Origin of the sequence: Pseudomonas bananamidigenes, from assembly GCF_001679645.1 — a bacterium.
Lineage (GTDB): Bacteria > Pseudomonadota > Gammaproteobacteria > Pseudomonadales > Pseudomonadaceae > Aquipseudomonas > Aquipseudomonas bananamidigenes.
The window spans coordinates 1-26,961 of the sequence record NZ_LRUN01000042.1 but is presented as its reverse complement, the minus strand read 5'-3'; the positions used below and the strand labels follow the sequence as shown (position 1 = coordinate 26,961).

At 60.3% G+C, this 26,961-nt stretch carries 24 protein-coding genes and 1 pseudogene; 19 read left to right on the top strand and 6 right to left on the bottom strand.

Annotated elements, in window-relative coordinates:
• Positions 1-6 precede the first annotated feature (6 nt).
• The 8 genes from BBF94_RS15680 to BBF94_RS15645 all read left to right on the top strand — a co-directional run bounded on the left by BBF94_RS15680 (position 7) and on the right by BBF94_RS15645 (position 7,239).
• The gene (locus BBF94_RS15680) at positions 7-1,359 is read left to right on the top strand and encodes an OprD family porin (protein WP_065259903.1); all 1,353 of its coding nucleotides are present in this window, start codon (positions 7-9) and stop codon (positions 1,357-1,359) included.
• A 294-nt stretch (positions 1,360-1,653) separates the two neighbouring features.
• Positions 1,654-2,292 carry a peroxiredoxin gene (locus tag BBF94_RS15675; protein ID WP_065259902.1) on the top strand — a complete coding sequence of 213 codons (639 nt, stop codon included), beginning with the start codon at positions 1,654-1,656 and terminating at the stop codon, positions 2,290-2,292.
• 271 nt (positions 2,293-2,563) lie between these two features.
• Positions 2,564-3,157 (top strand): NADPH-dependent FMN reductase, encoded by a 594-nt coding sequence (gene ssuE, locus BBF94_RS15670; RefSeq protein WP_065259901.1) that lies wholly within the window; start codon positions 2,564-2,566, stop codon positions 3,155-3,157.
• Positions 3,158-3,246: 89 nt separating this feature from the next.
• A complete protein-coding gene (locus BBF94_RS15665; protein WP_065259900.1) occupies positions 3,247-4,227 on the top strand; it encodes a sulfonate ABC transporter substrate-binding protein in 981 nt (326 codons plus the stop codon).
• Between the two features lie 25 nt (positions 4,228-4,252).
• The gene (gene ssuD, locus BBF94_RS15660) at positions 4,253-5,401 is read left to right on the top strand and encodes an FMNH2-dependent alkanesulfonate monooxygenase (protein WP_065259899.1); all 1,149 of its coding nucleotides are present in this window, start codon (positions 4,253-4,255) and stop codon (positions 5,399-5,401) included.
• Between the two features lie 9 nt (positions 5,402-5,410).
• On the top strand, positions 5,411-6,193 hold the full coding sequence (gene ssuC / locus BBF94_RS15655) for an aliphatic sulfonate ABC transporter permease SsuC (protein WP_065259898.1): 783 nt from the start codon (positions 5,411-5,413) through the stop codon (positions 6,191-6,193).
• Complete coding sequence (ssuB, locus tag BBF94_RS15650) at positions 6,190-6,996, top strand: aliphatic sulfonates ABC transporter ATP-binding protein (RefSeq protein ID WP_065259897.1); 807 nt, start codon at positions 6,190-6,192, stop codon at positions 6,994-6,996. Before ssuC ends, ssuB begins: the two co-directional genes overlap by 4 nt.
• A 27-nt stretch (positions 6,997-7,023) precedes the next feature.
• Complete coding sequence (locus BBF94_RS15645; RefSeq protein WP_065259896.1) at positions 7,024-7,239, top strand: TOBE domain-containing protein; 216 nt, start codon at positions 7,024-7,026, stop codon at positions 7,237-7,239.
• Positions 7,240-7,425: 186 nt separating this feature from the next.
• Here the strand turns inward: BBF94_RS15645 and BBF94_RS15640 are convergent, their stop codons facing one another.
• The 3 genes from BBF94_RS15640 to BBF94_RS27640 all read right to left on the bottom strand — a co-directional run bounded on the left by BBF94_RS15640 (position 7,426) and on the right by BBF94_RS27640 (position 10,173).
• Positions 7,426-8,058 carry a TetR/AcrR family transcriptional regulator gene (locus BBF94_RS15640; protein WP_065259895.1) on the bottom strand — a complete coding sequence of 211 codons (633 nt, stop codon included), beginning with the start codon at positions 8,056-8,058 and terminating at the stop codon, positions 7,426-7,428.
• Between the two features lie 118 nt (positions 8,059-8,176).
• Positions 8,177-9,553 carry a glutamine synthetase family protein gene (locus BBF94_RS15635; protein WP_065259894.1) on the bottom strand — a complete coding sequence of 459 codons (1,377 nt, stop codon included), beginning with the start codon at positions 9,551-9,553 and terminating at the stop codon, positions 8,177-8,179.
• Positions 9,554-9,846: 293 nt separating this feature from the next.
• Positions 9,847-10,173 carry a hypothetical protein gene (locus BBF94_RS27640; RefSeq protein ID WP_141676589.1) on the bottom strand — a complete coding sequence of 109 codons (327 nt, stop codon included), beginning with the start codon at positions 10,171-10,173 and terminating at the stop codon, positions 9,847-9,849.
• 112 nt (positions 10,174-10,285) lie between these two features.
• Between BBF94_RS27640 and BBF94_RS15630 the strand changes: the two genes are divergently transcribed.
• The 7 genes and pseudogenes from BBF94_RS15630 to BBF94_RS15600 all read left to right on the top strand — a co-directional run bounded on the left by BBF94_RS15630 (position 10,286) and on the right by BBF94_RS15600 (position 18,645).
• Positions 10,286-11,644 (top strand): glutamine synthetase family protein, encoded by a 1,359-nt coding sequence (locus BBF94_RS15630; protein WP_065259893.1) that lies wholly within the window; start codon positions 10,286-10,288, stop codon positions 11,642-11,644.
• Positions 11,645-11,700: 56 nt separating this feature from the next.
• Positions 11,701-13,065 (top strand): aspartate aminotransferase family protein, encoded by a 1,365-nt coding sequence (locus tag BBF94_RS15625; RefSeq protein WP_065259892.1) that lies wholly within the window; start codon positions 11,701-11,703, stop codon positions 13,063-13,065.
• Between the two features lie 171 nt (positions 13,066-13,236).
• Positions 13,237-14,346 carry a polyamine ABC transporter substrate-binding protein gene (locus tag BBF94_RS15620; protein ID WP_065259891.1) on the top strand — a complete coding sequence of 370 codons (1,110 nt, stop codon included), beginning with the start codon at positions 13,237-13,239 and terminating at the stop codon, positions 14,344-14,346.
• Positions 14,347-14,533: 187 nt separating this feature from the next.
• The gene (locus tag BBF94_RS15615; RefSeq protein ID WP_065259890.1) at positions 14,534-15,631 is read left to right on the top strand and encodes a polyamine ABC transporter substrate-binding protein; all 1,098 of its coding nucleotides are present in this window, start codon (positions 14,534-14,536) and stop codon (positions 15,629-15,631) included.
• A 68-nt stretch (positions 15,632-15,699) separates the two neighbouring features.
• Positions 15,700-16,841, top strand: a pseudogene (locus tag BBF94_RS15610) (ABC transporter ATP-binding protein).
• A gap of 35 nt (positions 16,842-16,876) precedes the next feature.
• Positions 16,877-17,758, top strand: coding sequence for an ABC transporter permease subunit (locus BBF94_RS15605; protein WP_260523589.1), 882 nt, complete (start codon positions 16,877-16,879; stop codon positions 17,756-17,758).
• The gene (locus BBF94_RS15600) at positions 17,755-18,645 is read left to right on the top strand and encodes an ABC transporter permease subunit (protein WP_065259888.1); all 891 of its coding nucleotides are present in this window, start codon (positions 17,755-17,757) and stop codon (positions 18,643-18,645) included. Before BBF94_RS15605 ends, BBF94_RS15600 begins: the two co-directional genes overlap by 4 nt.
• 140 nt (positions 18,646-18,785) lie before the next feature.
• Here BBF94_RS15600 and BBF94_RS15595 read toward each other — a convergent pair whose 3' ends face one another.
• Entirely contained in the window at positions 18,786-19,427 is a 642-nt protein-coding gene (locus BBF94_RS15595; RefSeq protein ID WP_065259887.1) for an HD domain-containing protein, read from the bottom strand.
• Positions 19,428-19,616: 189 nt separating this feature from the next.
• Between BBF94_RS15595 and BBF94_RS15590 the strand changes: the two genes are divergently transcribed.
• Entirely contained in the window at positions 19,617-20,582 is a 966-nt protein-coding gene (locus tag BBF94_RS15590; RefSeq protein WP_065259886.1) for a GlxA family transcriptional regulator, read from the top strand.
• 127 nt (positions 20,583-20,709) lie between these two features.
• On the opposite strand, the gene BBF94_RS15585 is transcribed toward BBF94_RS15590, so the two are convergent.
• Positions 20,710-23,121, bottom strand: coding sequence for a penicillin acylase family protein (locus BBF94_RS15585; protein WP_065259885.1), 2,412 nt, complete (start codon positions 23,119-23,121; stop codon positions 20,710-20,712).
• Positions 23,122-23,375: 254 nt separating this feature from the next.
• On the opposite strand from BBF94_RS15585, the gene BBF94_RS15580 reads away from it, so the two are divergent.
• From BBF94_RS15580 to BBF94_RS15570, 3 genes are all read left to right on the top strand, one after another.
• Positions 23,376-25,724 (top strand): S-type pyocin domain-containing protein, encoded by a 2,349-nt coding sequence (locus BBF94_RS15580; protein WP_065259884.1) that lies wholly within the window; start codon positions 23,376-23,378, stop codon positions 25,722-25,724.
• Positions 25,717-25,971, top strand: coding sequence for a bacteriocin immunity protein (locus BBF94_RS15575; RefSeq protein ID WP_065259883.1), 255 nt, complete (start codon positions 25,717-25,719; stop codon positions 25,969-25,971). Before BBF94_RS15580 ends, BBF94_RS15575 begins: the two co-directional genes overlap by 8 nt.
• A 66-nt stretch (positions 25,972-26,037) precedes the next feature.
• A complete protein-coding gene (locus tag BBF94_RS15570) occupies positions 26,038-26,289 on the top strand; it encodes a bacteriocin immunity protein (protein ID WP_065259882.1) in 252 nt (83 codons plus the stop codon).
• Positions 26,290-26,359: 70 nt separating this feature from the next.
• Here BBF94_RS15570 and BBF94_RS15565 read toward each other — a convergent pair whose 3' ends face one another.
• On the bottom strand, positions 26,360-26,935 hold the full coding sequence (locus BBF94_RS15565) for a DUF6436 domain-containing protein (protein WP_065259881.1): 576 nt from the start codon (positions 26,933-26,935) through the stop codon (positions 26,360-26,362).
• Between the last annotated feature and the right edge of the window lie 26 nt (positions 26,936-26,961).

The window sequence follows — 26,961 nt, the reverse complement described above, 5'->3', positions numbered from 1 at the left end:
CGATACATGAACAAGTCCACCCTGGCTCTGGCCGTGGCGGTAGGGGTTATTGCGCAGCAGGCAGGCGCAGCCGGTTTCATCGAAGACAGCAAGGCCACCCTGGGCCTGCGTAACTTCTACATCAACACTGACAACCGTGACAGCGCTGCCAGAACGGCTTCCGGTGTACAGAGCAAGAACGAAGAGTGGGGCCAGGGCTTCGACCTGCGTTTCACTTCCGGTTACACCCAGGGCACTGTAGGTTTCGGCCTGGATGCCATCGGTCTGCTGGGGATCCGTCTTGATTCGGGCGGCGGTACCAACGGTGCAACCTCGACTTCCTACGGCGGCACTGTGTTCCCGAGCAAGTCCAACGGTGAAGCTGTCGACAACTTCTCGAGCCTGGGCCTGACCGCCAAGGCCAAGATCTCCCAGACCGAACTGAAGCTGGGTACCCTGCAGCCAAAGAACCCGGTCATCGTGACCAACGACGGTCGTCTGTTGCCACAGACCTGGCAGGGTGGCCAGATCACTTCCGGCGAAATCAAGGACCTGTCTCTGGTTGCCGGTCAGATCGAAGCCGTGAAAGGTCGTAACTCCAGCAACAACGAGAACCTGTCCATTGGCGGTGCCAACGCACGTGTCGCCAACAGCAACAAGTTCTACTACGCCGGCGGTGACTACAAGATCACCAAGGACCTGACTGCCCAGTACTACTACGGCAACCTGGAAGACTTCTACAAGCAACATTTCCTGGGTCTGGTTCACAACTGGGCAATCGGCCCGGGCGTGCTGAAGTCTGACTTCCGTTACTTCCACAGCTCCGACGACGGCGCCAACGGCAACAACTCTGCCTACTTCGGCAACGGTAACTATGTCGGCAACGTCAGCGGCAAGGGTCCTATCGACAACAACCTGTACAGCGGCCTTTTCCTGTACACCGTTGAAGGTCACACCTTCGGTGGCGGCTACCAGGTTTCCAATGGCAGCTCCGACTTCCCATGGCTGAACCAGGGCGACGGCTCGTCGAACTACACCATTACCGACATGCAGATCCAGAAGTTCGGTCGTGCCGGCGAGAAAACCTGGCAAGCCCGCTACTCCTATGACTTCGCCAAAGTCGGCCTGCCAGGCCTGACCGCCGGTATGGTCTACCTGCGTGGTAGCGACATCGACACTGTGGGCTCCAACCGTCGTGAGAACGGCAACGGTGCTTCCGAGTGGGAGCGCGACCTGACCATCGGTTACGTGATTCCGGAAGGTCCGGCCAAGAACCTGGGCTTCATGTGGAAGAACGCTACCTGGCGCAACGACATCCCGGGTCAGCGCGACCAGGATGAAAACCGCCTGATCGTCAGCTACTCGATCCCGCTGCTGTAACAGCGCGCTCGAACAGTTGATGTAAAAAAGCCCCGTCCGGCATTGCGCCGGACGGGGCTTTTGCGTTTCGGGTCCGGCCCACCCCCGTAGACCTTTCCCGACATTTCCCTCTTTACAGCAACTCAAGGCCTTCTCGAACCTTGGGGCCGATGTTCGGCGCGTTGCCGGCGAGCGTCCAGTGAACAGAAGTTTAATATTCGTAAATGATCTAGATATCTAGTTATTTATTCTTTTTATGAATGGCGAATCCCGAGCTACAGTTGAGGTCTCCAACCACTCATCAGGAGCAGCACCATGAGCCTCAGACTCGGCGATATCGCCCCCGATTTCGAACAGGATTCCAGCGCCGGCAAGATTCGTTTTCACGAGTGGCTCGGCAACAGCTGGGGCGTGCTGTTTTCCCATCCGGCGGACTTCACTCCGGTGTGCACCACCGAGCTGGGTTTCACCGCCAAGCTCAAGGATGAGTTCAGCAAACGCGGCGTTAAAGCCATCGCGCTGTCGGTCGACCCGGTGGATTCGCACCACAAGTGGATCGAGGACATCAACGAAACCCAGAACACGATCGTCAACTTCCCGATCCTGGCCGATGCCGACCGCAAGGTGTCCGATCTCTACGATCTGATCCATCCGAATGCCAGCGACACCCTGACCGTGCGCTCGCTGTTCGTGATCGATCCGAACAAGAAGATCCGCCTGACCATCACCTACCCGGCGAGTACCGGGCGCAACTTCCACGAAATCCTGCGGGTGATTGATTCGCTGCAGCTCACCGACAACTACAAGGTGGCCACACCGGCCAACTGGCAGGACGGTGACGAAGTGGTGATCGTGCCGTCGCTCAAGGACGAAGACGAAATCAAGCAGCGCTTTCCGAAGGGTTATCGCGCGGTGAAGCCGTACCTGCGCCTCACACCACAGCCGAACAAATAACCTTCTCCGGATCGTTCCCACGCGGACGGTTCGACGCCTCGACGTGGGAACGATCAATCAGCGGGCGATCAGCAAAAACCACGATGCAGGGTTTCAGGCCGTTTTAACGGCCTGTTTTTTTGCCCGAAAGAAAGTGAAATGCATATCTCAATAAAGAATAACCAAATGAATAAATATGATTTATGGATATATGAATCAGCTGTTAAGGTCACTGACATTGAAGCGAGATCGCAACCCGCGAATCGCCGGTAACGCGCAAGGAATCGTCTGAATGCTGGTCGTCTCACTCGGTGGCAGTCCCAGTCAACGCTCCCGTTCCGGAGTGTTGCTGGAGCGCTCGCAACGCTGGTTGCAGCAGCAAGGGGTGGAAGTGGTGAGTTATCAGGTACGGGATTTCCCGGCCGAGGACCTGCTCCATGCCCGCTTCAACAGCCCGAAGGTGCTCGACCTGCTGCAACAGATTGAAAACGCCGACGGCTTGCTGATCGCCACGCCGGTCTACAAGGCGTCGTTCTCGGGCGCGCTGAAGACCCTGCTGGATCTGCTGCCGGAACGTGCCTTGAGTCACAAGATCGTTTTGCCGATGGCCACCGGCGGCAGCATCGCCCACATGCTGGTGGTCGATTACGCGCTCAAACCGGTGTTGTCGGCCTTGAAGGCGCAGGAAATGCTGCAAGGGATTTTTGCCGAAGACAGTCAGATCGCCTATGGCGAAGGCAGTGCTGCGGCGCAGTTGGCGCCAGCTCTGGAGCAGCGGTTGCACGAGGCACTGGACCAGTTTGTCAGTGCCATGGCCCGCCGGCCGAAGCCGCTGGAACCGGGGTTGTTGAACGAACGTTTGCTGAGTGCTCGCTGGAGCATTTGAACCCTATCAAGATTTGAGGTACTGGCCTTACTCGCCCGCCAACGGGCAAGCAGGTGCAGCCAAAACCCAACAGCAAAAAGGAGAGCGCTATGCGCACTGTATTTTTGCGTCGTGGTCTGGTCGCTCTGTTTGCTGCGGCTGTGTCCTTCGGCGCCATCACTCAAGCACAGGCCGAGACGCTGCGGATCGGTTATCAGAAATACGGCACGCTGGTGCTGCTCAAGGCCAAGGGCACGCTGGAAAAACGCCTCGCCGCCCAAGGCGTCGACGTTCAATGGACTGAATTCCCCGGCGGCCCGCAACTGCTGGAAGGCCTGAACGTCGGTTCCATCGACTTTGGCGTCACCGGCGAAACGCCGCCGGTCTTCGCTCAGGCGGCGGGTGCCGACCTGCTCTACGTGGCCTACGAGCCGCCCGCGCCCAACAGCGAGGCGATCCTTGTGCCGAAAGACTCACCGATCAAGTCGGTGGCGGATCTCAAGGGCAAGAAAGTCGCCTTGAACAAAGGCTCCAACGTCCACTACCTGCTGGTGCGTGCGCTGGAAGACGCCGGCCTCAAGTACACTGACATTCAAACCGTATTCCTGCCGCCGGCCGATGCCCGCGCCGCGTTCGAGCGCGGCAGCGTCGACGCCTGGGTCATCTGGGACCCGTACCAGGCCGCCGCCGAGCAACAACTGCAAGCGCACACCCTGCGTGACGGCAAGGGCATCGTCGACAACCATCAGTTCTACCTGGCGACCAAACCCTACGCACAGAAACATCCCGAGGTGATCAAGACCCTGGTGGAAGAAGTGCGCGCCGTCGGTGAGTGGTCGAAAGCCAACCCGCAAGACGTCACCCAACAGGTCGCGCCACTGCTCGGTCTGCCGGCGGACATCACCCTGACTTCGGTGAAACGCCAAGGCTATGGAGCGTTGTTCCTCACCCCGGAAGTGGTCGCTGCGCAACAGAAAATCGCCGACACCTTCTACCAGCTCAAGCTGATTCCCAAGCCGTTGAGCATCAAGGATGTGATCTGGACCCCACCGGCCGCTGTGGCCCAAAGCTCGGTTACCCAAGCCCAGTAAAACGAATCCCCAAGGAGACCACTCCATGAGCCTCAACATCTTCTGGTTCCTGCCTACCCACGGCGACGGCCATTACCTTGGCACCGCCGAAGGCGCCCGCGCCGTCGACCACGGCTATCTGCAACAGGTCGCGCAAGCGGCGGATCGTCTGGGCTTCGGCGGCGTGCTGATTCCCACCGGCCGTTCCTGCGAGGACTCGTGGCTGGTGGCGGCCTCGTTGATCCCGGTCACTCAACGTCTGAAGTTCCTTGTCGCCTTGCGCCCCGGGATCATTTCCCCGACGGTGGCGGCGCGTCAGGCGGCGACTCTGGATCGTCTGTCCGGTGGTCGTGCGCTGTTCAACCTGGTGACCGGCGGCGATCCGGAAGAGCTGGCCGGCGACGGTCTGTTCCTCGATCACGAAGCGCGTTATCAGGCTTCGGTGGAATTCACCCGGATCTGGCGCCGTGTGCTGGAAGGCGAAACCGTGGATTACGACGGCGAGCACATCAGCGTGAAGGGCGCCAAATTGCTCTATCCACCGCTTCAGCAGCCGCGTCCGCCGCTGTACTTCGGCGGCTCTTCGGAAGCCGCGCAGGATCTGGCAGCGGAACAAGTGGAAATGGTCCTGACCTGGGGCGAGCCGCCAGCGGCTGTGGCCGAGAAGATCGAACAGGTTCGCGCCAAGGCCGCCAGGCTGGGTCGCACCGTGCGCTTCGGCATCCGCCTGCATGTGATCGTACGGGAAACCAACGCCGAAGCCTGGCAGGCGGCGGATCGTCTGATTTCGCATCTGGACGATGACACCATCAAACGTGCCCAGGCTTCGCTGGCGCGCTTCGACTCGGTCGGTCAACAGCGCATGGCCGCGCTGCACGGAGGCAGTCGCGACAACCTCGAAGTCAGCCCCAACCTGTGGGCCGGCGTCGGTCTGGTGCGCGGCGGTGCCGGGACGGCACTGGTGGGCGACGGCCCGACCGTGGCGGCACGGGTGAAGGAGTACGCGGCGCTCGGCATCGATACCTTCATATTCTCCGGTTATCCACACCTCGAAGAGTCGTATCGGGTGGCCGAGCTGCTGTTCCCGCACCTCGACGTCGAACGCCCGGAACTGCCGAAAAGCGCCGGTTATGTCAGTCCGTTTGGCGAGATGGTGGCCAACGACATTCTTCCCAAAGCCGCGTCGCAGAGCTGAGGCGCCGCCATGAATAAATTTATCCACAGCCTCGCGCCCTGGGCGTTGCCGGTGTTGCTGCTGGCGGTGTGGCAGTTGTCGGTGTCGGCGAGTTGGCTGTCGACGCGGATTCTGCCGGCACCGGTGGCCGTGATCGAGGCCGGCGTGAGCCTGGTGCGCAGCGGCGAAATCTGGACGCACCTGGCAATCAGCGGCTGGCGCGCCGCGCTGGGTTTCACCATCGGCGGCAGCATCGGCCTGACGCTGGGGTTCATCACCGGGCTGTCGAAGTGGGGCGAGCGTCTGCTCGACAGTTCGGTGCAGATGATCCGCAACGTGCCGCACCTGGCGCTGATCCCGCTGGTGATCCTGTGGTTCGGCATTGATGAGTCGGCGAAGATTTTCCTCGTGGCGCTGGGCACGTTGTTCCCGATCTACCTCAACACTTATCACGGCATCCGCAACGTCGATCCCGCGCTGGTGGAAATGGCGCGCAGTTATGGCCTGTCCGGTTTCAGCCTGTTCTGGCAGGTGATTCTGCCGGGTGCGTTGCCTTCGATTCTGGTCGGCGTGCGCTTTGCCCTGGGTTTCATGTGGCTGACGCTGATCGTGGCGGAAACCATCTCTGCCAGCTCAGGCATCGGTTACCTGGCGATGAACGCCCGGGAGTTTTTGCAGACCGACGTGGTGGTGCTGGCGATTCTGCTTTACGCGGTGCTCGGCAAACTGGCCGATCTTGCGGCCCGGGGACTTGAGCGCGTGTGGTTGCGCTGGCATCCGGCCTATCAAGCGGCGAAAGGAGGTGCGGCATGACCGCTCAACAACCTCCGCGCCTGCTGCGCGGGATTCCGCTGGTGGTGCGCAACCTGCAAAAGACCTTCGGCGCGCGGCAGGTGCTGCGTGATATCGACCTGCACATTCCGGCGGGGCAGTTCGTTGCTGTGGTCGGGCGCAGCGGATGCGGCAAGAGCACCTTGCTACGTTTGCTCGCCGGCCTCGACCAGCCCACCGGCGGCGATCTGCTGGCAGGTGCCGCGCCGCTCGGCGATGCCCGGGAAGATACCCGGCTGATGTTCCAGGAGGCGCGGCTGCTGCCGTGGAAAAAGATCATCGACAACGTCGGGCCCGGCCTGAAAGGCAATTGGCGCCCGCAGGCATTGGAGGCGCTGGAAGCGGTGGGCCTGGCCGATCGTGCCAATGAGTGGCCGGCGGCGTTGTCCGGCGGGCAGAAGCAGCGTGTGGCGCTGGCCCGGGCCCTGATTCATCAGCCGCGCCTGCTGTTGCTCGACGAGCCGCTGGGTGCGCTGGATGCCCTGACCCGCATCGAGATGCAGCAACTGATCGAGCGTCTCTGGCAGCAGCACGGTTTCACCGTATTGCTGGTGACCCATGACGTCAGCGAGGCGGTGGCGATTGCCGACCGGGTGATTCTGATCGAGGACGGTGAAGTCGGTCTCGATCTGCAGGTCGAACTGCCGCGCCCTCGGGTGCGTGGCTCCCATCGGCTGGCCGCGCTGGAAACCGAAGTGCTCAACCGTGTGTTGTCCCTGCCCGGCGAGCCGCCGGCGCCGGAACCTGTTTCACCCTTGCCTACGCAACTGCGCTGGGCTCAATAACTCAAGCAAACGACAGGAATCAATGCCATGACTATCAAAGCCATCAACGTACGCAACCAGTTCAAGGGCTCGATCAAGGAGATCGTTCTCGGCGACGTGCTGTCGGAAATCGACGTGCAGACCGCCTCCGGCATCGTCACGTCGGTCATCACCACCCGTTCGGTCAAGGAGCTGGAACTGGAGGTCGGCAGCGAAGTGATCGCCTTCGTGAAATCCACCGAGGTGTCCATCGCCAAGTTGTAAGCCTGTGAGTAAAAAACAACCCCGGAGGGTGTGAGCCCTTCGGGGTTTTTTGTGCCTGACCGGAAATCGGCGGTGCGGCCTTCGCGAGCAAGCTCGCTCCCACAGTGATTTGTGGTGCTCGCAGAATCTGTGAGAGGCACTGAACCTGTGGGAGCGAGCTTGCTCGCGATGAGGCCGGCGAATGCGCTAGAGAATTCGCTTGGGCAGATAGGGCGGCAGATACAGCCCGATGTAGGCATCGAACACCCGCATTCCTTCCTCGGCCATGCGCGGGGTGATCTGCCCATGCTGCTGCACCGAGCGGGCGTAGACGCGGTCGCCCAGTTCCATCGCCAGCGCGAACACATGCACGTCATCCGGCAGCTTCGGCAGTTCGAAGTGATGGTCGAACAACTTGTGCATCAAGTCGCCGAGTTCGAGGTCATGCTGGCGGTCGGCCTGGGTGACTTCGGTCAGGCCGTGCTGCGCCAGGATCAACTGGCGGGCGGCGGCGTCTTCGTCGTAGATCTCCAGCATCCGTTGTTCGACCAGTCGTGACAGGTCGCGCCAGTCGCGCAGGGCGTCGTGATCGATCGGTGCCTGCAGGCAGGCGCGAAAAGCCGCGTGAACATCCGCCGTCAGACCTTCGAGCAACGCCGGGACGCTGGCGAAGAAATGGTAGACCGAGGAGGGCGGGATCTGCGCGCGCTCGGCGACGCTGTAGATCGACAGGCTCGCCACGCCCTCGGCGGCCAGCAGCGTACGCGCGGCGTCGAGTATCGAGTCGATCCGCGCCTGACTGCGGGCACGGGGTTTACGGACGGGGGCGGGACGCGTCATGAATGTCTCCTGCAGGGCAGCGGGCATTGTACGCAGAGCTTGAATCTCTGCCACAGAGGCCAATAAAAAAACGCCGCGGGCTGAGCAGCCAACGGCGTTTTCATTTGCTGCAATCCGCTTAAACGGTGTGCAGGTACCAGTTGTACTCAAGGTCGGAGATGGAGTGTTCGAACTCCTCCAGCTCGCTTTCCTTGCAGGCGACGAAGATGTCGATGTATTTCGGATCGATGTACTTCGCCATGACTTCGCTGTCGTCCAGCTCGCGCAGGGCATCGCGCAGGTTGTTCGGCAGGCTCTGCTCGTTTTGCTCGTAGCTGTTGCCTTCGGTCGGGGCCGGTGGCTCGATCTTGTTGGTCAGGCCGTGATGCACGCCCGCCAGCACCGAAGCCATCAGCAGATACGGGTTGGCGTCGGCGCCGGCAACGCGGTGTTCCAGGCGGACCGCGTCGGCGGAGCCGGTCGGTACGCGCAGGGCCACGGTGCGGTTGTCCAGGCCCCAGCTCGGCGAATTCGGCACGTAGAACTGCGCGCCGAAACGGCGGTAAGAGTTGACGTTCGGGCAGAGGAAAGCCATCTGCGCGGGCAGGGTCTCGAGCACACCGCCGATCGCGTGACGCAGCGCGGCGTTCTGCTCGGGATCCTCGCTGGCAAAAATGTTTTTGCCGGCCTTGTCGAGAACCGAAATATGCACATGCAGACCATTGCCTGCCTGGCCGGGGTACGGCTTGGCCATGAAGGTGGTGTCCATTTCATGGTCGTAGGCGATGTTCTTGATCAGACGCTTGAGCAATACCGCGTAGTCGCAGGCCTTGATCGGGTCGGCGACGTGGTGCAGGTTCACTTCGAACTGCGCCGGGGCGCTTTCCTTGACGATGGCGTCGGCGGGGATGCCTTGCTCTTTCGCGCCTTCCAGAATGTCCTGGAGGCAGTCGACGTATTCGTCGAGGTCGTCGATCAGGTACACCTGGGTCGAATGCGGGCGTTTGCCGGAGATCGGCGAGCGTGGCGGCTGAGGGCGACCGTTCACGTTTTCCTGATCGATCAGGTAGAACTCGAGCTCGAAGGCTGCGCAGATGGTCAAGCCAAGCTCGTCAAACTTTGCAACAACTTGACGGAGCACTTCACGCGGATCGGCGAAGAAAGGGTCGCCTTCGAGTTCGTGCATGGTCATCAGCAGCTGCGCGGTCGGACGCTTCTGCCAGGGTTCGTTGCTCAGGGTGCCGGGGATCGGATAGCAGATTCGATCGGCGTCGCCGATGTCCAGGCCCAGGCCGGTGCTTTCCACCGTCGAACCGTTGATGTCCAGGGCAAACAGGGAGGCCGGCAGGTTGATGCCTTTCTCGTAAACCTTGTGGAGGCTGGTGCGTTCGATGCGCTTGCCGCGCACCACACCATTCATATCCGCAATCAGAAGGTCAACGTACAGAACCTCAGGATGTTCCTTAAGGAACGCGTTCGCTTCGTTAAGCTGAACGGCACGCGGGGGTACCGACATGATGCAACACCTTTTTTGTTAAATATATCAATCATTGATCTTTTCTGGTTTCAGTCAACCCGAACGGCATGCCGAAGTCAAGCGAGGCCTTTTCTGCCCTGAAAAAGCGCGGCAAGGGCATTTATGGGGCACTTTGGGGCATTTTTTTATCCGCGAAAGACGTGCCACCCGCAGGCTTGAGCAGGCCGTGTTGTATTTTTTACGGGGGTGTTGTGTAAAAAAATGAACAAGGCTAAGCTCGGGTCAAACCCATAACAGCAATAATACCGGGGTGCTTCATGTCTCGCCTGCCGTTAATCGGCGTCACCGACTGCTCCGTTCGGTACGGTCTGCATGCTTATCACATCAGTGGCGACACGTCCGTTCGCAGCGCAGCCGGCAACCAGGCCCGCATTCTGCCAGTGATCTCTTTGTCCTTGGCGGATCAGGCGCCGGCGTCCGATATTCTGGACGCGGGGATGGGCATCCCTTTCAGTGTTTCTCCTTTCAATATAGATCTCTTTCCGGTTCCCGGCCGGCACCGCGCCCGTCGCCGTGCCCGTGATTCTGCACACTCTGGATGTGCACAGGAAATGCAACGCCAGCGTAAAGGGCAGGTAAGCTCCTCCTTCATTGTCCATGCGCGGTGCCGGGCGTAAGCCGGCACTGCGCGCAAACAAGCCCCCTTTAACGCGACGCCCCGTGCGTCAAACCTGCCTGACACGTGTCAGGAGACTCAGCCCAGAGGCATTTATGAGCAACAACCTCGACCAGCTCACCGATTGGTTGAAAGACCACAAGATCACAGAAGTCGAATGCATGATCAGCGACCTGACCGGAATCACCCGGGGCAAGATCTCGCCGACCAACAAGTTCATCGCCGAAAAGGGCATGCGCCTGCCGGAGAGCGTTCTGCTGCAGACGGTGACTGGCGACTACGTCGAAGACGACATCTATTACGAACTGCTCGACCCGGCCGATATCGACATGGTCTGCCGTCCCGATCAAAGCGCCGTGTATCTGGTGCCGTGGGCCATCGAGCCGACCGCCCAGGTGATCCACGACACGTACGACAAGCAAGGCAACCCGATCGAGCTGTCGCCGCGCAACGTGCTCAAGAAAGTCCTGAAGCTTTATGCCGACAAAGGCTGGCAGCCGATCGTGGCGCCGGAAATGGAGTTCTACCTGACCAAGCGCAGCGACGACCCCGACTATCCGTTGCAGCCGCCGGTCGGCCGTTCCGGGCGTCCGGAAATCGGTCGTCAGTCGTTCTCCATCGAAGCGGCGAACGAGTTCGATCCGCTGTTCGAAGACGTCTACGACTGGTGCGAACTGCAGGAACTGGATCTCGACACGCTGATTCACGAGGACGGCACCGCGCAGATGGAAATCAACTTCCGTCACGGTGATGCCCTGTCCCTGGCCGACCAGATCCTGGTGTTCAAACGCACCATGCGCGAAGCCGCGCTCAAGCACGATGTGGCCGCGACCTTCATGGCCAAACCGATGACCGGCGAGCCGGGCAGTGCGATGCACCTGCACCAGAGCATCATCGACATCGAGACCGGCAAAAACATCTTCTCCAATGACGACGGCACCATGAGCCAGCTGTTCCTGCACCACATCGGTGGCCTGCAGAAACTGATTCCCGAGCTGTTGCCGCTGTTCGCCCCGAACGTCAACTCGTTCCGCCGCTTCCTGCCGGATACCTCGGCACCGGTGAACGTGGAGTGGGGCGAAGAAAACCGCACCGTGGGCCTGCGCGTTCCGGATGCCGGGCCGCAGAACCGTCGGGTGGAAAACCGCCTGCCGGGTGCCGATGCCAACCCGTATCTGGCGATTGCCGCGAGCCTGCTCTGCGGTTACATCGGCATGATCGAAGGGATCAACCCGAGCGCGCCGGTGGTGGGCCGTGGTTACGAGCGCCGCAACCTGCGCCTGCCGCTGACCATCGAGGACGCCCTGGAGCGCATGGAGAAGAGCGCCACCATCGAGAAATACCTGGGCAAGAACTTCATCACCGGCTACGTCGCGGTCAAGCGGGCCGAGCATGAAAACTTCAAGCGCGTCATCAGTTCGTGGGAGCGCGAATACCTGCTGTTCGCCGTCTGATACGCCCGGCGCGGCGCACGCACGCCGCGCCTTCACCGATAACAAGGAGAATTGGCATGACCAGCAACAACCCGCAAACCCGTGAGTGGCAAACCCTCAGCAGCGATCACCACCTGGCCCCGTTCAGCGACTTCAAACAGCTGAAAGAGAAGGGCCCACGGATCATCACCAACGCCAAGGGCGTGTACCTCTGGGACAGCGAGGGCAACAAGATCCTCGATGGCATGGCCGGCCTGTGGTGCGTGGCCATCGGCTACGGTCGCGATGAACTGGCCGAAGCCGCCGCGAAACAAATGCGTGAACTGCCTTACTACAACCTGTTCTTCCAGACCGCGCACCCGCCGGCGCTGGAACTGGCCAAGGCCATCGCCGACGTCGCGCCGGAAGGCATGAATCATGTGTTCTTCACCGGTTCGGGCTCTGAAGGCAACGACACCATGCTGCGCATGGTTCGCCACTACTGGGCGATCAAGGGCCAGCCGAACAAGAAAGTCATCATCAGCCGCAAGAACGGCTACCACGGCTCCACCGTGGCCGGCGCCAGCCTGGGCGGCATGACGTATATGCACGAACAGGGCGATCTGCCGATCCCGGGCATCGTCCACATCGCCCAGCCGTACTGGTTCGCCGAAGGCGGTGACATGACCCCGGAAGAGTTCGGCATCTGGGCGGCCAATCAGCTGGAAGAGAAGATTCTGGAAGTCGGCGTCGACAACGTCGGTGCCTTCATTGCCGAGCCGATCCAGGGCGCCGGCGGTGTGATCATTCCGCCAGACACCTACTGGCCGCGCATCAAGGAAATCCTCGCCAAATACGACATCCTGTTCGTGGCGGACGAGGTGATCTGCGGTTTCGGCCGTACCGGCGAATGGTTCGGCAGCGATTTCTACGACCTCAAGCCGCACATGATGACCATCGCCAAAGGCCTGACGTCCGGTTACATCCCGATGGGTGGCCTGATCGTGCGTGACGAGGTGGTGAAGGTGCTCAACGAGGGCGGCGATTTCAACCACGGCTTCACCTATTCCGGGCACCCGGTGGCGGCGGCGGTGGGGCTGGAAAACATCCGGATTCTGCGCGAAGAGAAAATCATCGAGCGCGCCCATGAGGAAACGGCACCGTATTTGCAGAAACGTCTGCGCGAACTGAACGATCACCCGTTGGTGGGGGAAGTGCGCGGGGTCGGTCTGCTGGGGGCCATCGAGCTGGTGCAGGACAAGGCCACTCGCAAGCGCTACGAAGGCAAGGGTGTAGGCATGATCTGCCGCCAGTTCTGTTTCGACAACGGCCTGATCATGCGAGCCGTGGGCGACACCATGATCATTGCGCCGCCGCTGGTGATCAGCAAGGCGGAGATCGATGAGCTGGTGACCAAGGCCCGCAAGTGCCTGGACCTGACCCTCAGTGCATTGCAGGGCTAAGTGCTAGGCTCTGAGCGATGGAACTGTCGTGCTGTTGCTCGGAGCCTTTGCAAAGGCTGGTCTTTTCTTGAAAGACCGCCTCGTATCTTGCCAGACTAGCCGCGGTTCCAGTTGTCGGGGTTCGGCCGCTGAACAAAGTGGTTCAAAAAAGAAAAATTTGGAGCATGACGCATGAAGGCATTAGGTAAAAAGCTTGCTGGCAAGACACTTCTGGCCCTGTCCGTCGCGGGCATGATGGCGGGCGCGGTGCACGCGGACGACAAAGTGCTGCACGTCTACAACTGGTCCGACTATATCGCTCCGGACACCATCGCGAACTTCGAGAAAGAGTCGGGGATCAAGGTGGTCTACGACGTATTCGATTCCAACGAAACGCTGGAAGCCAAACTGCTGGCGGGCAAGTCCGGCTACGACGTCGTCGTGCCTTCGAACAACTTCCTGGCCAAGCAGATCAAGGCCGGCGTGTACCAGGAACTGGATCGCTCCAAGCTGCCCAACTGGAAGAACCTGAACCAGGACCTGCTCAAGGCCGTGTCGGTCAGCGACCCGGACAACAAACACGCGTTCCCGTACATGTGGGGTTCGATCGGCATCGGCTACAACCCGGAGAAGGTCAAGGCTGCGCTGGGCGTCGACAAGATCGATTCCTGGGACGTACTGCTGAAGCCGGAAAACATCGCCAAGCTCAAGGGCTGCGGCGTGAGCTTCCTCGATTCACCGACCGAAATGCTCCCGGTCGCGTTGCACTACCTGGGCCTGCCAACCGACAGCCAGAAGAAAGATGACATCAAGAAAGCCGAAGACCTGTTCCTCAAGATTCGTCCTTCGATCACCTACTTCCATTCCTCCAAGTACATCTCGGACCTGGCCAACGGCAACATCTGCGTAGCGGTCGGCTACTCGGGTGACGTGCAGCAGGCCAAGTCCCGTGCCGCCGAGGCCGGTGACAAGGTGAAAGTCAGCTACGCCATTCCGAAGGAAGGCGCCGGCAGCTTCTTCGACATGGTCGCCATTCCGAAGGATGCCGAAAACGTTGAAGGCGCCTACAAGTTCATGACCTTCCTGCAGAAGCCTGAAGTCATGGCCGGCATCACCAACGCCGTACGCTTCCCGAACGGTAACGCCGCTGCAACACCACTGGTAGAGAAAGAAATCACCAGCGATCCGGGCATCTACCCGCCAGCCGACGTGCAGGCCAAGCTGTATGCCATCGCCGATCTGCCGGCGGCGACCCAGCGTGAAATGACTCGCAGCTGGACCAAGATCAAATCCGGCAAATAAGCCGGTTTGAGGCCGTCACCACTGGCCGTCGCCTTCATCCGGGCGGCCAGTGGTGCAATTAAATGACAGAAAGTTTTGCTGCAACGGTTTTTCGAAGGTAAGTTGCGCGCCGGTTTTGTTGCCGGGCAACCGTGACTGTCACGCAGCGCGGGGCAACTTGGGCCCAACTGAATTAGAGGACCTCCACTTGCCTATTTTTTCTTCCTTGCGCAATGCCCTGCTGGCCGCTGCCGGCCTGACCTTCGCTGTCGGTGCCCAGGCTGCCGGTACTGTGCATATTTATAACTGGTCGGATTACATCGGCGAGACCACCCTGGCCGATTTCCAGAAAGAAACCGGCATCAAACCGGTCTACGACGTGTTCGATTCCAATGAGACTTTGGAAGGCAAACTGCTCGCCGGGCGTACCGGTTACGACGTGGTCGTGCCGTCGAACCACTTCCTCGGCAAACAGATCAAGGCCGGCGCGTTCCAGAAGCTCGACAAGGCGCAACTGACGAACTACGCCAATCTGGATCCGGTGTTGCTCAAACGACTGGAACAGAACGACCCGGGCAACCAGTACGCCGTGCCGTACCTGTGGGGCACCAACGGCATCGGTTACAACGTCGGCAAGGTCAAGGCCGTGCTGGGCATCGACAGGATCGACTCCTGGAGCGTGCTGTTCGAGCCGGAGAACATCAAGAAGCTGCACAGCTGTGGCGTCGCGTTCCTCGATTCGGCCGATGAAATGATGCCGACCGTGCTCAACTACATGGGCCTGAATGCCAACAGCACCAATCCCAAGGATTACGAGAAAGCCACGGCCAAGTTGCTGGCGGTGCGCCCCTACGTCACCTACTTCCATTCCTCGAAATACATCGGCGACCTGGCCAATGGCGATATCTGCGTGGCCATCGGCTTCTCCGGCGACATCTTCCAGGCCAAACATCGCGCCGAAGAAGCCAAGAAGGGCGTGAACATCGCCTACTCGATTCCGAAAGAGGGTGGTGCGCTCTGGTTCGACATGCTGGCGATCCCGAAGGATTCGTCGAACGTCAAGGAAGCCCACGCCTTCATCAACTATTTGCTGAAACCTGAGGTCATCGCCCAGGTCAGTGATTACGTCGGCTACGCCAATCCCAACCCGGGGGCGGACAAGCTGATGGAGCAGTCCATCCGTACCGACGAAGCGGTTTATCCGCCGCAGGCCGTGCTCGACAAGACTTACGTGTCCACCGAGTTGCCACCGAACATTCAGCGTTTGATGACCCGCAACTGGACCAAGGTCAAGTCGGGTAAATAACGCGCAAACCATCCTGGGTTCGTCTTGCGTGGGCGAACTGCACTGTTTTTTTTCTGGGAGTTTCGTAAATGGCAGTTGCCTCCGGCGCCTATAAGAAAGCCCTCGAGGGCGACCAGACACCCAAGCAGGTGCTGGTTAAAATCGACCGGGTCACGAAGAAGTTCGACGAGACGGTTGCCGTGGACGATGTGTCCCTGGAAATCAAGAAGGGCGAGATCTTCGCCCTGCTCGGCGGTTCGGGATCGGGCAAATCCACTCTGCTGCGGATGCTGGCAGGGTTCGAACGGCCCACGGAGGGGCGCATTTTCCTCGACGGCGTCGACATCACCGACATGCCGCCGTACGAGCGACCGATCAACATGATGTTCCAGTCCTACGCGCTGTTCCCGCACATGACCGTGGCGCAGAACATCGCGTTCGGTCTCAAGCAGGACAAGATCCCGGCCCCCGAGATCGATGCCCGCGTGGCCGAGATGCTCAAGCTGGTGCAGATGAGCCAGTACGCCAAGCGCAAGCCGCATCAACTGTCCGGCGGTCAGCGTCAGCGCGTGGCGCTGGCACGTTCGCTGGCCAAGCGGCCGAAGCTGTTGCTGCTCGACGAGCCGATGGGCGCGCTGGACAAGAAACTGCGTTCGCAGATGCAGCTGGAACTGGTGGAAATCATCGAGCGCGTGGGTGTGACGTGCGTGATGGTGACCCACGATCAGGAAGAAGCCATGACCATGGCCGAGCGCATCGCGATCATGCACCTGGGCTGGATCGCCCAGATCGGCAGTCCTATCGACATCTACGAAACCCCGACCAGCCGTCTGGTCTGTGAATTCATCGGCAACGTGAACATCTTCGAAGGCGAAGTGATCGACGACGCCGAAGGCCACGCGACCATCACCTGCAAGGACCTCGACCGGCAGATCTACGTCGGTCACGGCATCAGCACTTCGGTGCAGGACAAGTCCGTGACCTATGCGATCCGTCCGGAGAAACTGCTGGTCACCGCCGAAATGCCGACCTGTGAATACAACTGGTCCAGCGGCAAGGTGCACGACATCGCCTACCTCGGCGGCACTCGGTGTTCTACGTCGAATTGCCGAGCGGCAAGCTGGTGCAGTCGTTCGTGGCCAACGCCGAACGCCGTGGCGCACGTCCGACCTGGGGCGATCAGGTGTACGTGTACTGGGAAGATGACAGCGGCGTGGTACTTCGCTCATGAACATGCGCAAATTCAAACGCCGGCTCAATCGAATAATTCCCGGTGGCCGTCAACTGGTCATCGGGGTTCCGTTCATCTGGCTGTTTCTGTTCTTCATGCTGCCGTTCTTCATCGTCCTGAAGATCAGCTTTGCCGAAGCGGACGTGGCCATCCCGCCGTACACCGAGATCTACACCTACGCCGAGCAGAAACTGCAGTTGCTGCTGAATCTGGGCAACTACGCGATGCTCGGCGACGACGAGTTGTACCTCTCGGCGTACCTGGGTTCGCTGAAGATGGCGTTCTTCAGTACGCTGCTGTGTCTGTTGATCGGCTATCCGATGGCCTACGGCATCGCCACGGCCCGCAAGGAAACGCAGACCGTGCTGGTGCTGCTGATCATGATGCCGACCTGGACCGCGATCCTGATCCGGGTCTACGCGTGGATGGGCATCCTCAGCAACAACGGCCTGCTCAACGGGTTCCTGATGAGCATGGGCCTGATCGACGAGCCGCTGCAGATCCTCAACACCAACCTGGCGGTGTACATCGGTGTCGTCTATTCGTACCTGCCGTTCATGATCCTGCCGTTGTACGCCAACCTGGTGAAGCATGATCCAAGCTTGCTGGAGGCAGCGTCCGATCTGGGTTCGAGCACCTTCAACAGCTTCTGGAAAATCACCGTGCCGCTGTCCAAGAACGGCATCATCGCCGGCTGCATGCTGGTGTTCATCCCGGTGGTGGGCGAGTTCGTGATTCCGGAACTGCTGGGCGGCCCGGAAACCCTGATGATCGGTAAAGTGCTCTGGCAAGAGTTCTTCAACAACCGTGACTGGCCGGTGGCATCCGCCCTGGCGGTGGTGATGCTGGCGATCCTGATCGTGCCGATCATCCTGTTCAACCGCAGTCAGGCCAAGGAAATGGAGGGTAAAGAATGAAGCGCTTCCGTTTCTCCAGCCTGATGCTGGTGCTCGGCCTGTTGTTCATCTACTTGCCGATGCTGATCCTGGTGATCTACTCGTTCAACGCTTCGAAACTGGTGACGGTGTGGGGCGGCTGGTCGGTGAAGTGGTATGTCGGCCTGCTCGACAACACGCAACTGATGGGCTCGGTGGTGCGTTCGCTGGAAATCGCCTGCTACACCGCCGTCGCGGCAGTGGCGCTGGGTACGCTGGCGGCGTTCGTGCTGACCCGCATCACCCGTTTCAAGGGCCGTACGCTGTTTGGTGGCCTGGTGACGGCGCCGCTGGTCATGCCCGAGGTGATTACCGGTCTGTCGCTGTTGCTGCTGTTCGTGGCGATGGCGCAGATGATCGGCTGGCCGCAGGAGCGCGGTATCGTCACCATCTGGATCGCTCACACCACGTTCTGTGCGGCGTATGTGGCGGTGGTGGTGTCGGCGCGTCTGCGTGAGCTGGATCTGTCGATCGAAGAGGCCGCCATGGATCTGGGTGCGCGGCCGTGGAAGGTGTTCATCCTGATCACCATCCCGATGATCGCGCCATCGCTGGCGGCGGGCGGCATGATGTCCTTCGCCCTGTCGCTGGATGACCTGGTATTGGCGAGCTTCGTTTCCGGCCCCGGCTCGACGACCCTGCCGATGGAAGTGTTCTCGGCGGTGCGTCTGGGTGTGAAACCGGAGATCAACGCCGTGGCCAGCCTGATTCTGCTGGCAGTGTCGCTGGTGACCTTCATGGTCTGGTTCTTCAGCCGCCGTGCCGAAGAGGCGCGCCGCAAGGCGATCCAGCAGGCCATCGAAGAAAGTGCCGCCGATTCGTGGAAGCAACCGGACGTGCGCCGGGCGCCGACGCCGGAAGTGGCGTGAGCAAAACCGGGTTGGCCCTTCCTCAAGGCCAACCCGAATCCCAATGTGGGAGCGAGCCTGCTCGCGAAGACGGAGTGCCAGTCGACTCAGATGTTGGCTGACACCGCGCTTTCGCGAGCAGGCTCGCTCCCACATTTCGTTTATGCAGACCAGGGAGAACTGCGGATGACGTCAACGAAATTCATCGGCTTGAACCCCGGCATCTGATCTTTCAGCACATCGGTCTTCACATTGCCGAATGTGGTCTGCGGGCGATGACGCAAGCCGTCGGCAAACGCGCAGATGATGCACTCCTTGAAACCCTCGCCCCGTGGGTGCGCATGCACCACCGCCTCACGCTGCACGGCAGTGAACGCCGCGTAATCCATGCCCAGCACGTCCATTTCGACGCCAGCGGTCACCAGCGCCACGGTCGGCCGCAAATGCTTCGGCACGCCTGGCGTGGTGTGCAGGGCGATCGACAGCCAGACCTGTTCGATGTCGTCGTCGCTCAGACCGTAAGGCTTGAGAAATGCGGCCGCCGCGTTGGCGCCATCGACTTCGAAACGCTCGTCATCGCTGCGGTGACCTTCGACCAGACCCAGATCATGGAACATCGCGCCGACGTACAGCAGCTCAGGGTCGTAGGCCAATTGCTTGCGTTCACCGCTCAAGGCGCCGAACAGAAAAACCCGGCGCGAGTGGTGGTAAAGCAAATCGGATTCGATGTCGCGGATGTATTCGGTGGTGGCTCGCGCCAGGGCGCTGTCAGGGATCTTGATACCGGCAATGGTCGTGGTCATGTTGAGCTTCCTCGTCGAAAACGCCGTTGCGGCGCTGGTGAAGAAAGTCTGTTCCCGGGGGCAGAGCCGGACAATCGATCCATGGCTGCGATCCTTGCCATTCCACCTGCAAATCGTGCCAGCTCGCTTCTGTGGCGAGGATTGGCTAGGGTTGGCGCTGATTCGCCATTCCAGGGAGCCGACATCGCCATGAACAGAACCGTTGCCATCGTGGTGTTTCCCGGCGTGCAGGCGCTGGACGTCAGCGGTCCCATGGATGTGTTCGCCGAGGCCAATCGCTTCCTGGCGCCGGAGAATCACTACCGGCTGGAAGTGATCGGCGTCGAGCGCGGGCCGATGGCGTGTTCGAACGGGCTGACACTGAGTGCTCACCGGCATTTCAGCGATGCATCGCAGGCGTACGATTTGCTGCTGGTGGCCGGTGGACCGCAGTTGCCGTTCCTGGATTTCGGCGAAACGTTCGATCGCTGGCTGCGGGAAGCCTGCGGACGGGCGCGGCGGTTCGGCTCGATCTGCAACGGTGCGTTCATGCTCGCCCGTGCCGGGGTGCTGGAGGGACACACGGTCACCACTCACTGGAACGACGCCGGCGCGCTGGCGAAGTTGTGCCCGTCGAGCCGGGTCGAGGCCGATCGGTTGTACGTCGAGGATGGTCAGCTCTACACCTCGGCGGGGGTGACGGCGGGGATCGATCTGTCGCTGTACCTGCTGGCGCGTGATTACGGGGCCGACACAGCGCTGAGCGTGGCCAAGCGGCTGGTGGTGTTCACCCAGCGCTCGGGCGGGCAGTCGCAGTTCAGTCCGTTTCTCACGCCGCATGCCGAACCGACGTCGGCGGTGGCGATGGTGCAGTTGTACGTGCTGGCCAATCTCACCGGTGACTTGACCATCGCCGATCTGGCGAATGCCGCGAACATGAGTGCGAGGAATTTCTCCCGGGTGTTTGCCCGAGAGGCGAAAGTGACTCCGGCGGAGTTCGTCGAGCGGGCGCGGGTGGATGCGGCGCGGGTCATGCTTGAAAGCACCACGGCGCCGTTGAAAACGGTGGCGTATCAGTGCGGGTTTCGCGACGCGCAACACATGCGCAGCGTGTTCAACCGGCGGCTGGGGGTGACGCCGCAGCAATTCCGGTCGAATTTTGCGGCGATGGTTTGAGATCTGTTTTGTTCTGAATGGCCCCTTCGTCGGAACGCCGCCCGGAGCAAACTCGCTCCCACAGGAAACCGCGATCCAATGTGGGAGCGAGCTTGCTCGCGAAGGGGCCGCTCCAGTCAGCAAAAATCTATTGAGCTGCCCGCGCCGGCAACAGCTTCAAGGTACTGCGCGTATTCGCCGTCACCTCTTCATCACTGAAATGCGCCTGCACATACAGCCCGTCCACATACGCCTCCGCCTGATCGTCATAGTGGCTGTCGAACGGCACGCCGCTCTGGCCGACCGGGTTGATGGTCAGGCTGTGAGCCGGATCCGCGAAGTCCACCAGCCGCCGGGTCGACGGGCCGTAGGTCACCGGCCACGGCGCCGGGCCGAGCTTCGCCGAGAGGTTGTTCGGTACTTCATGGGAGCCGGGTGCGGCGAACGGGCCGACATTGAAGATGCGGTCCAGCGGTTTCTGTTGCCCCAGCGGATGGCCATGGGTCAGCGTGTGGGCCTTGCCCCATTGCCAGCCGGAGGGATCGTCGCCGAGGGTCTGTTTCAGGTGCGCCATGCTCGCCTGCCATGCGGTGCGCACGGTGTCGGCGCGGCTCTCCTTGCCCGGGGTGTTGCGGTTGTCCCACCACGGTGAATCGGCATTCGCCGCAAGGCGCGGTAACGCCGCATCGATCACGCGGGTCGACAGCAGGGTCTCGAACATGTCGTTGCCCAGCTCATCACGCATTGCCGCGTCGGCCAGGTCATAGAGGAACTGGTTGAACACCGTCGCGCTGACCGAGTCCAGTGGGTAATCGCCTTGCCACTGCGCCAGTTGCCCGACCAGTTTCAGTTGTGCCGGGTCGCTCACCACTTCACGCAATACCGGCAGCAGCGGCGCCAGCACGCGCGGGCCATAACCGGTGGTGGTGCCCAGTTGCAGCTTCTGATTGGCCTCGTTGTCCCACTTCACGTTCTTGTCGGCGAGCTGGCGGTTGAGTTGCTGGCCACGGTCGGCAAGGTTGTAATAACCGGGAATCTCCAGGCCGGTCGGCGACACGGGCTGGAAGTTGGCGGAGACGATATAGCCCCGGGCCGGGTTCTCTTCCTGCGGGTTGGCGCTGAACGGGAAGTAACCGTCCTTGTCGGCCTGGTTGCCGCTGCCGTCGAGGATGAACGCGGGTTTGACCCCGGCCGGACGCCTGGGCAACAGCGCCGAAGCCCACCAGGCGATATCGCCCCTGGCGTTGGCGTAGACGATGTTCAATCCCGGCGCCTGCACCTTGGCCGCTGCGGCGCGGGCCTTGGCGAGAGTGTCGGCGCGGTTGAGCTGGTAGAAACCATCGAGGATCGGATTCGGCGTTTCGAGAAACGCCCACCACATGGCAATCGGGGTTTTTCCGGCGGCGGTGCCAAGTGCATCGTTGACGATAGGCCCGTGGGGCGACTGGCGCAGGGTGATGGTCACCGGGGCCTGGCCCTTTACGGCGATCTGCTGCTCGGTGCTGACCATGTCCGTCCACTGGCCGTGATACCAGACCTGGTTCGGGTTGTCCGGGTTGACCTTTTCGGCGATCAGGTCGAGGTCATCGTTCTGGAACATGGTCAGGCTCCAGCCGAAATCCAGGTTGTGTCCCAGAAACGCAAACGGCACCAGCGCCTGATGATGGCCGTAGAGTTCAAAGCCCGGCGCCGACAGCTGCGCTTCGTACCACACCGACGGCACCGAGAAACGGATGTGCGGGTCGCCGGCCAGCAAGGCCTTGCCGCCCTTGCTGCGACTGCCGGCAATCACCCAGGCGTTGCTGCCTTCGAACTGTGGCAGGCCGTTGTCGATCAGTGCCTGCTCGCTGAGGCGGGCGAGGGCGTTCAGGTCTTTCCAGTCATCGGCAGCGAGGGTCGGTGCGGTGCCGGCGCGGCCCTTGGCGAGCACGCCCTTGGGCTGCCAGTCGAGGTCGAAGACGTTGAGGTAGTCAGCGCCCAGTTGATCGCGCACGTAGGTCAGCAGCGGTTCGGTGCGAAACGCAGCGGCGAAGCTGTAGGCCATGTAGCCGGCGACGCTGATGGTGTCTTCGGCGGTGAAAGGCCGCTTGGGGATGCCCAGCACGTCGAACTCGACAGGGGCGGCGTGCGAGTCCTGATATTGGTTGATGCCGTCCAGATAGGCTTGCAGGGCCTTCCACGCCGGTGACTGCCTGTCCAGGCCGGCCACGTAACTGGCGGCGCGCTCGCGGATGCGCAGGCTGCGAAACAGTTTGTCGGTGTCGAGCAGTTTCGGCCCGAGCACTTCGGCCAGTTCGCCCCGGGCCAGACGGCGCATGGCTTCCATCTGGAACAGACGATCCTGGGCGTGCACGTAGCCCAGGGCGCGATAAAGGTCGGTTTCGTTTTCGGCACGGATGTGCGGCACGCCGCGTTCGTCGTAACGCACCGTCACCGAGCCTTGCAGGTTGCGCAACTCCACCTGGCCCTGACGCGTCGGTTGCTTGCTGTAGAGGTATCCGCCAACTCCGATGGCGGGAATGACGATCAGCAGCGCAAGTACGGTCAAGCCTTTTTTCATGAAAAATCTGCTCCCTGTCGTTCTATTTATATGAAGGCATTGATGGTGCTGATCCAGTTGAAGCGCGCAACCGGGATTTCATAACACAGTATTTCTGGAATAGGAAGTTTCCTTCAGGTTTTCGGGAAGTGCACTACAGGTCTGTTATTGCGACGTTTAACGGGGCAGGCCTATAAAAGACCTCGAGAAAAAACGGAGGACTAAAGCGAAGTTTGCGAATTCGATACATGGAATAACTGACATGGAGAAGTCGTATGAGTGATATTGAAAACTATCTTGGACCGCACAAGCAGACCGCACCGGGGAAATATGAACTGGCACCGATACCCATCCAGACAACTGCGCCGGTTCGATTGGCGCAAGGTGGGTTTTTTTCGGGAAGTTGGGGATTGAATGAAGGGCCGCATAGAGGCATCGGTCAAGGTTCTGGTCAACTGAATCCGTTAACTCCGTTTATTTGGGATGACTTGATGCATGAGCAGCAGAATGCTCAGGCACATATTGATCTTGAGTACGCGGGAATATTCAGCAATCTCGGAGCTGTCGCCACTAATGAAGTAGAGCAGGCCAGGCAGGCGGCCGGTGTCGGACTTTCATTGCTTCAGAAAGTCAAGGCCGATCAGGAAGTAACCATTCAGGTTATTCACGCGAAGTTGCTGGAGTATCGTGCCCATACCGAGGGCGCTTATTCCTTGTATGGTCATAATCCGTTTTTCCTGATGAAGGATTTGTCCTTCAGGAAAATACGGGAAAGTCTGGCGTCGCCGGTGCCGGATATTTCCATCGCTTATGCGGCCATCGACAGGGCCTATCGTTCGGCCATGGAGCTGCGGCGCCTTGCATGGGTGATGGCCATTATCGGCAATCAACTACCGGGCCTGGCTGCACAAAGAAGTCAGGTGGAGGGTGCAGCGCAACTGACCAGGGACGCTCGGGAGATTCTTGCTGCCGAAAGGCTGTCCGTGGTCAATCTGGAAACGAATATCCGCTTCCAGTTTCTGCCGGGATTTCTCGTTGAAAGAATCGCTGCGGCGGCGGGGTCAACCGGGGGCAGTCTTTCTCAAACACTCACGAATTACAAAATTGCAGCGGACAACATTCGCGCCGCCGAGCAAGCCGCCGTCCGGCCCTATGCGATCGCCAACCCGGCGATCAACGCCCCGTTGAGCAAGCCCGAGCTCGAGGCGTTGAAAAACCTGGTGGACCTGCAGGCCAATACGGATCTGGGCACGCGCTGGCAGGACTATCACGCTTCGCTTCTGCATTCGGAAAACGCCCGGCATATGGTCGCGGCGGCGGACGCATTTGCCGGTCTGATCGCCCGGGCTCAGGAGGCGGAGCGGTTGCAGCAGGAGATACGCCTTGCCCGGGAGCAGGAAGCCTGGCATTTGCAGGAGCAGGCACGCCTGCGGGAAGAGGCGCGAATTGCCGCCGAGGCAGAAGCAAGACGCATCGCCGATGAGCAAGCGCGGGCAGCGGCAGAGGCTCTTCGTTCCGCCCATACCTTCGGCGCACCGGGTGCCGCTTCTGCGGCTGGACCGCTGTTCATGACGTCGGCCGGAGTCCTGGCGGTTGCCGAGGCCGCTTCGGTCAGCCTGCAAGCGGCGGTTCGCAGCGCCATTACGGCTTTGGGCAGTCTGGCGGTCAGTGTCGGGGCAGGCGCGGTGGTCGGTGTCAGCGCATTGGTCTACTCCTCGAAACTGGGTAACGGCGAACTGCCGGACCGTTATGCGTTCAGTACGCCGCTGTCGGACATCGCGCCTGATCCGGCGCCAGACCTGCACGCCATTGCGGCTGCCGAGGGCGCGGTCGATCTGCCTTACCGATTCAGTTCGAAGACCGATGCGAGCGGACAGTCAGAGGTCTTTGTCGTCAGGACCGATGGCCTGAACGTTCCATCGACTGTCAGGGTGCTGGCGGCTTCCTACGACGCCGAACGCAACGTCTACATCGCAACCACCGCCGATGTTCCACCACGCACCCTGACCTGGACGCCGATCGTAAATCCGGGCAACAGCTCGACAATCTCACCGGCCGAACCGTCGGATCCACCGGTCTACACCGGAGCGACGGTGATCCCGGTCGAGGGACGCCTCGATTCGTTCCCGGCGGTTTCCGAAGCCGGATTCGATGACTATGTCCTGGTGTTCCCGCCGGACTCCGGGCTGCCGCCGAACTACATCATGTTTCGGGACCGGCGGGAGGATCCGGGCGTCGCGACAGGGATGGGTCAGGTGGTGTCGGGGAACTGGCTTGCCAGCGCATCGCAAGGCGAAGGCGCGCCGGTGCCAGTGCAGATTGCCGATCAGTTGCGAGGGCGGGAGTTCAGGAATTTTCGGGCGTTTCGGGAGGCGTTCTGGAAGGCGGTGGCCGGGGATCCGGAGTTGGCGGCTCAGTTTCAAAAACAGAACCGGTCTACGATGGAGAAAGGAAAGTCACCCTACGTTTCAAAACTGGAGCGAGCAGGAGAGGCAGTGAAATTTGAGTTGCATCACAAGATAAGAATCTCAAGCGGCGGTAATGTTTATGGTCTTGAAAATATTCGGATAGTTACTCCTCGTCGCCATAAGGAAATTCATAAGAAGGAGAGTCAGTATGAGTGACAAGTTAATTTCCGACTATACGGAAAAAGAGTTTTTGGATCTTGTGGTTGAGATTTGTGAAAGTGGAGCCAGGACGGAAGAGGAAGACGTTAAATTGATTTTTGAGTTTGAGCGATTGACTGAACATCCAGATGGTTCGGATTTGATTTACTATCCACGGAATGATAGAGAAGATAGCCCGGAAGGTATTGTGAAGGAAGTTAAAGAGTGGCGGGCTGCCAACGGAAAGCCTGGGTTTAAAAATTGATTTATTAAGTTATTACAGCGCTTCTGGCATATTTTTGTCAGGAGTGCCATTTCGTAGGATGATGGAATGTTAAATATTTCAGACTATACGGAAGCGGAATTTTTGGACTTTGTAATTTCTATTTTTGATGCTGGTGCTCGAACAGAGGAGGAAGGTGTAAAACTGGTAATTGAGTTCAGACGGTTAACAGAGCATCCGGACGGCTCGGATCTGATCTATTACCCAAGAGATGATAGAGATGACAGTCCTGAAGGAGTTGTAAAGGAGGTCAAAGAGTGGCGCGCTGCCAATAACAAGCCTGGATTCAAGGCGGTTTAGTTTTTGGCTATCAGTATGTTTCTGGCGTCTTTTGGGGTTGATGTAATGTCTATCGTGGACCCGAGACTGATCACTCCCCACTCACCCATGGACAATAACACCCCACCGCCAACGTATGAGTCGCACTCACCGGACGATCATCACTCAACGCCTGCAGGATCGGTTCGATAAAACTGTTGCTGGAATTACAGGTCAGGCCTTCGCTGTAGGGGCCGAAGTACGCCAGCTGGCCGCTGCGGTCCCAGATCGCCACGGCGGGGCTGGCGGGGATCTGTTCGGAGCCGGGCAGCACCGCGATGGTCTTGAGGTTGCTGAGAGTGGCGGGTAACTGGCCGTGGCTGCCGGCCTTCTGCACGGCAAAGAACTCCACACCCTTGGGGCCGAACTGTTCGACCATCTCGGTCAGGTGCTGCTGATTGCCGACATTGCACGGGCAGGCCGGATCCCAGAAGTGCACCAGGCGGATATTGCCGGGGCCGGCGAGGTCGTCGGGCAGGCGCAGCGGGTCGCCGGAAAACACCGCGGTGTGTTCGCTGAAGGCCCGCAGGTAACGGCCCTGAAACCAGTCGTAAGCAGCCCACAGCACACCGGCACACACGATGGCGAGCAGGCTGGCAAACAGTGCGGTGCGGTAGGGCGGGCGCATGGTTTTCGATCCTCAGAGGCTGGGGG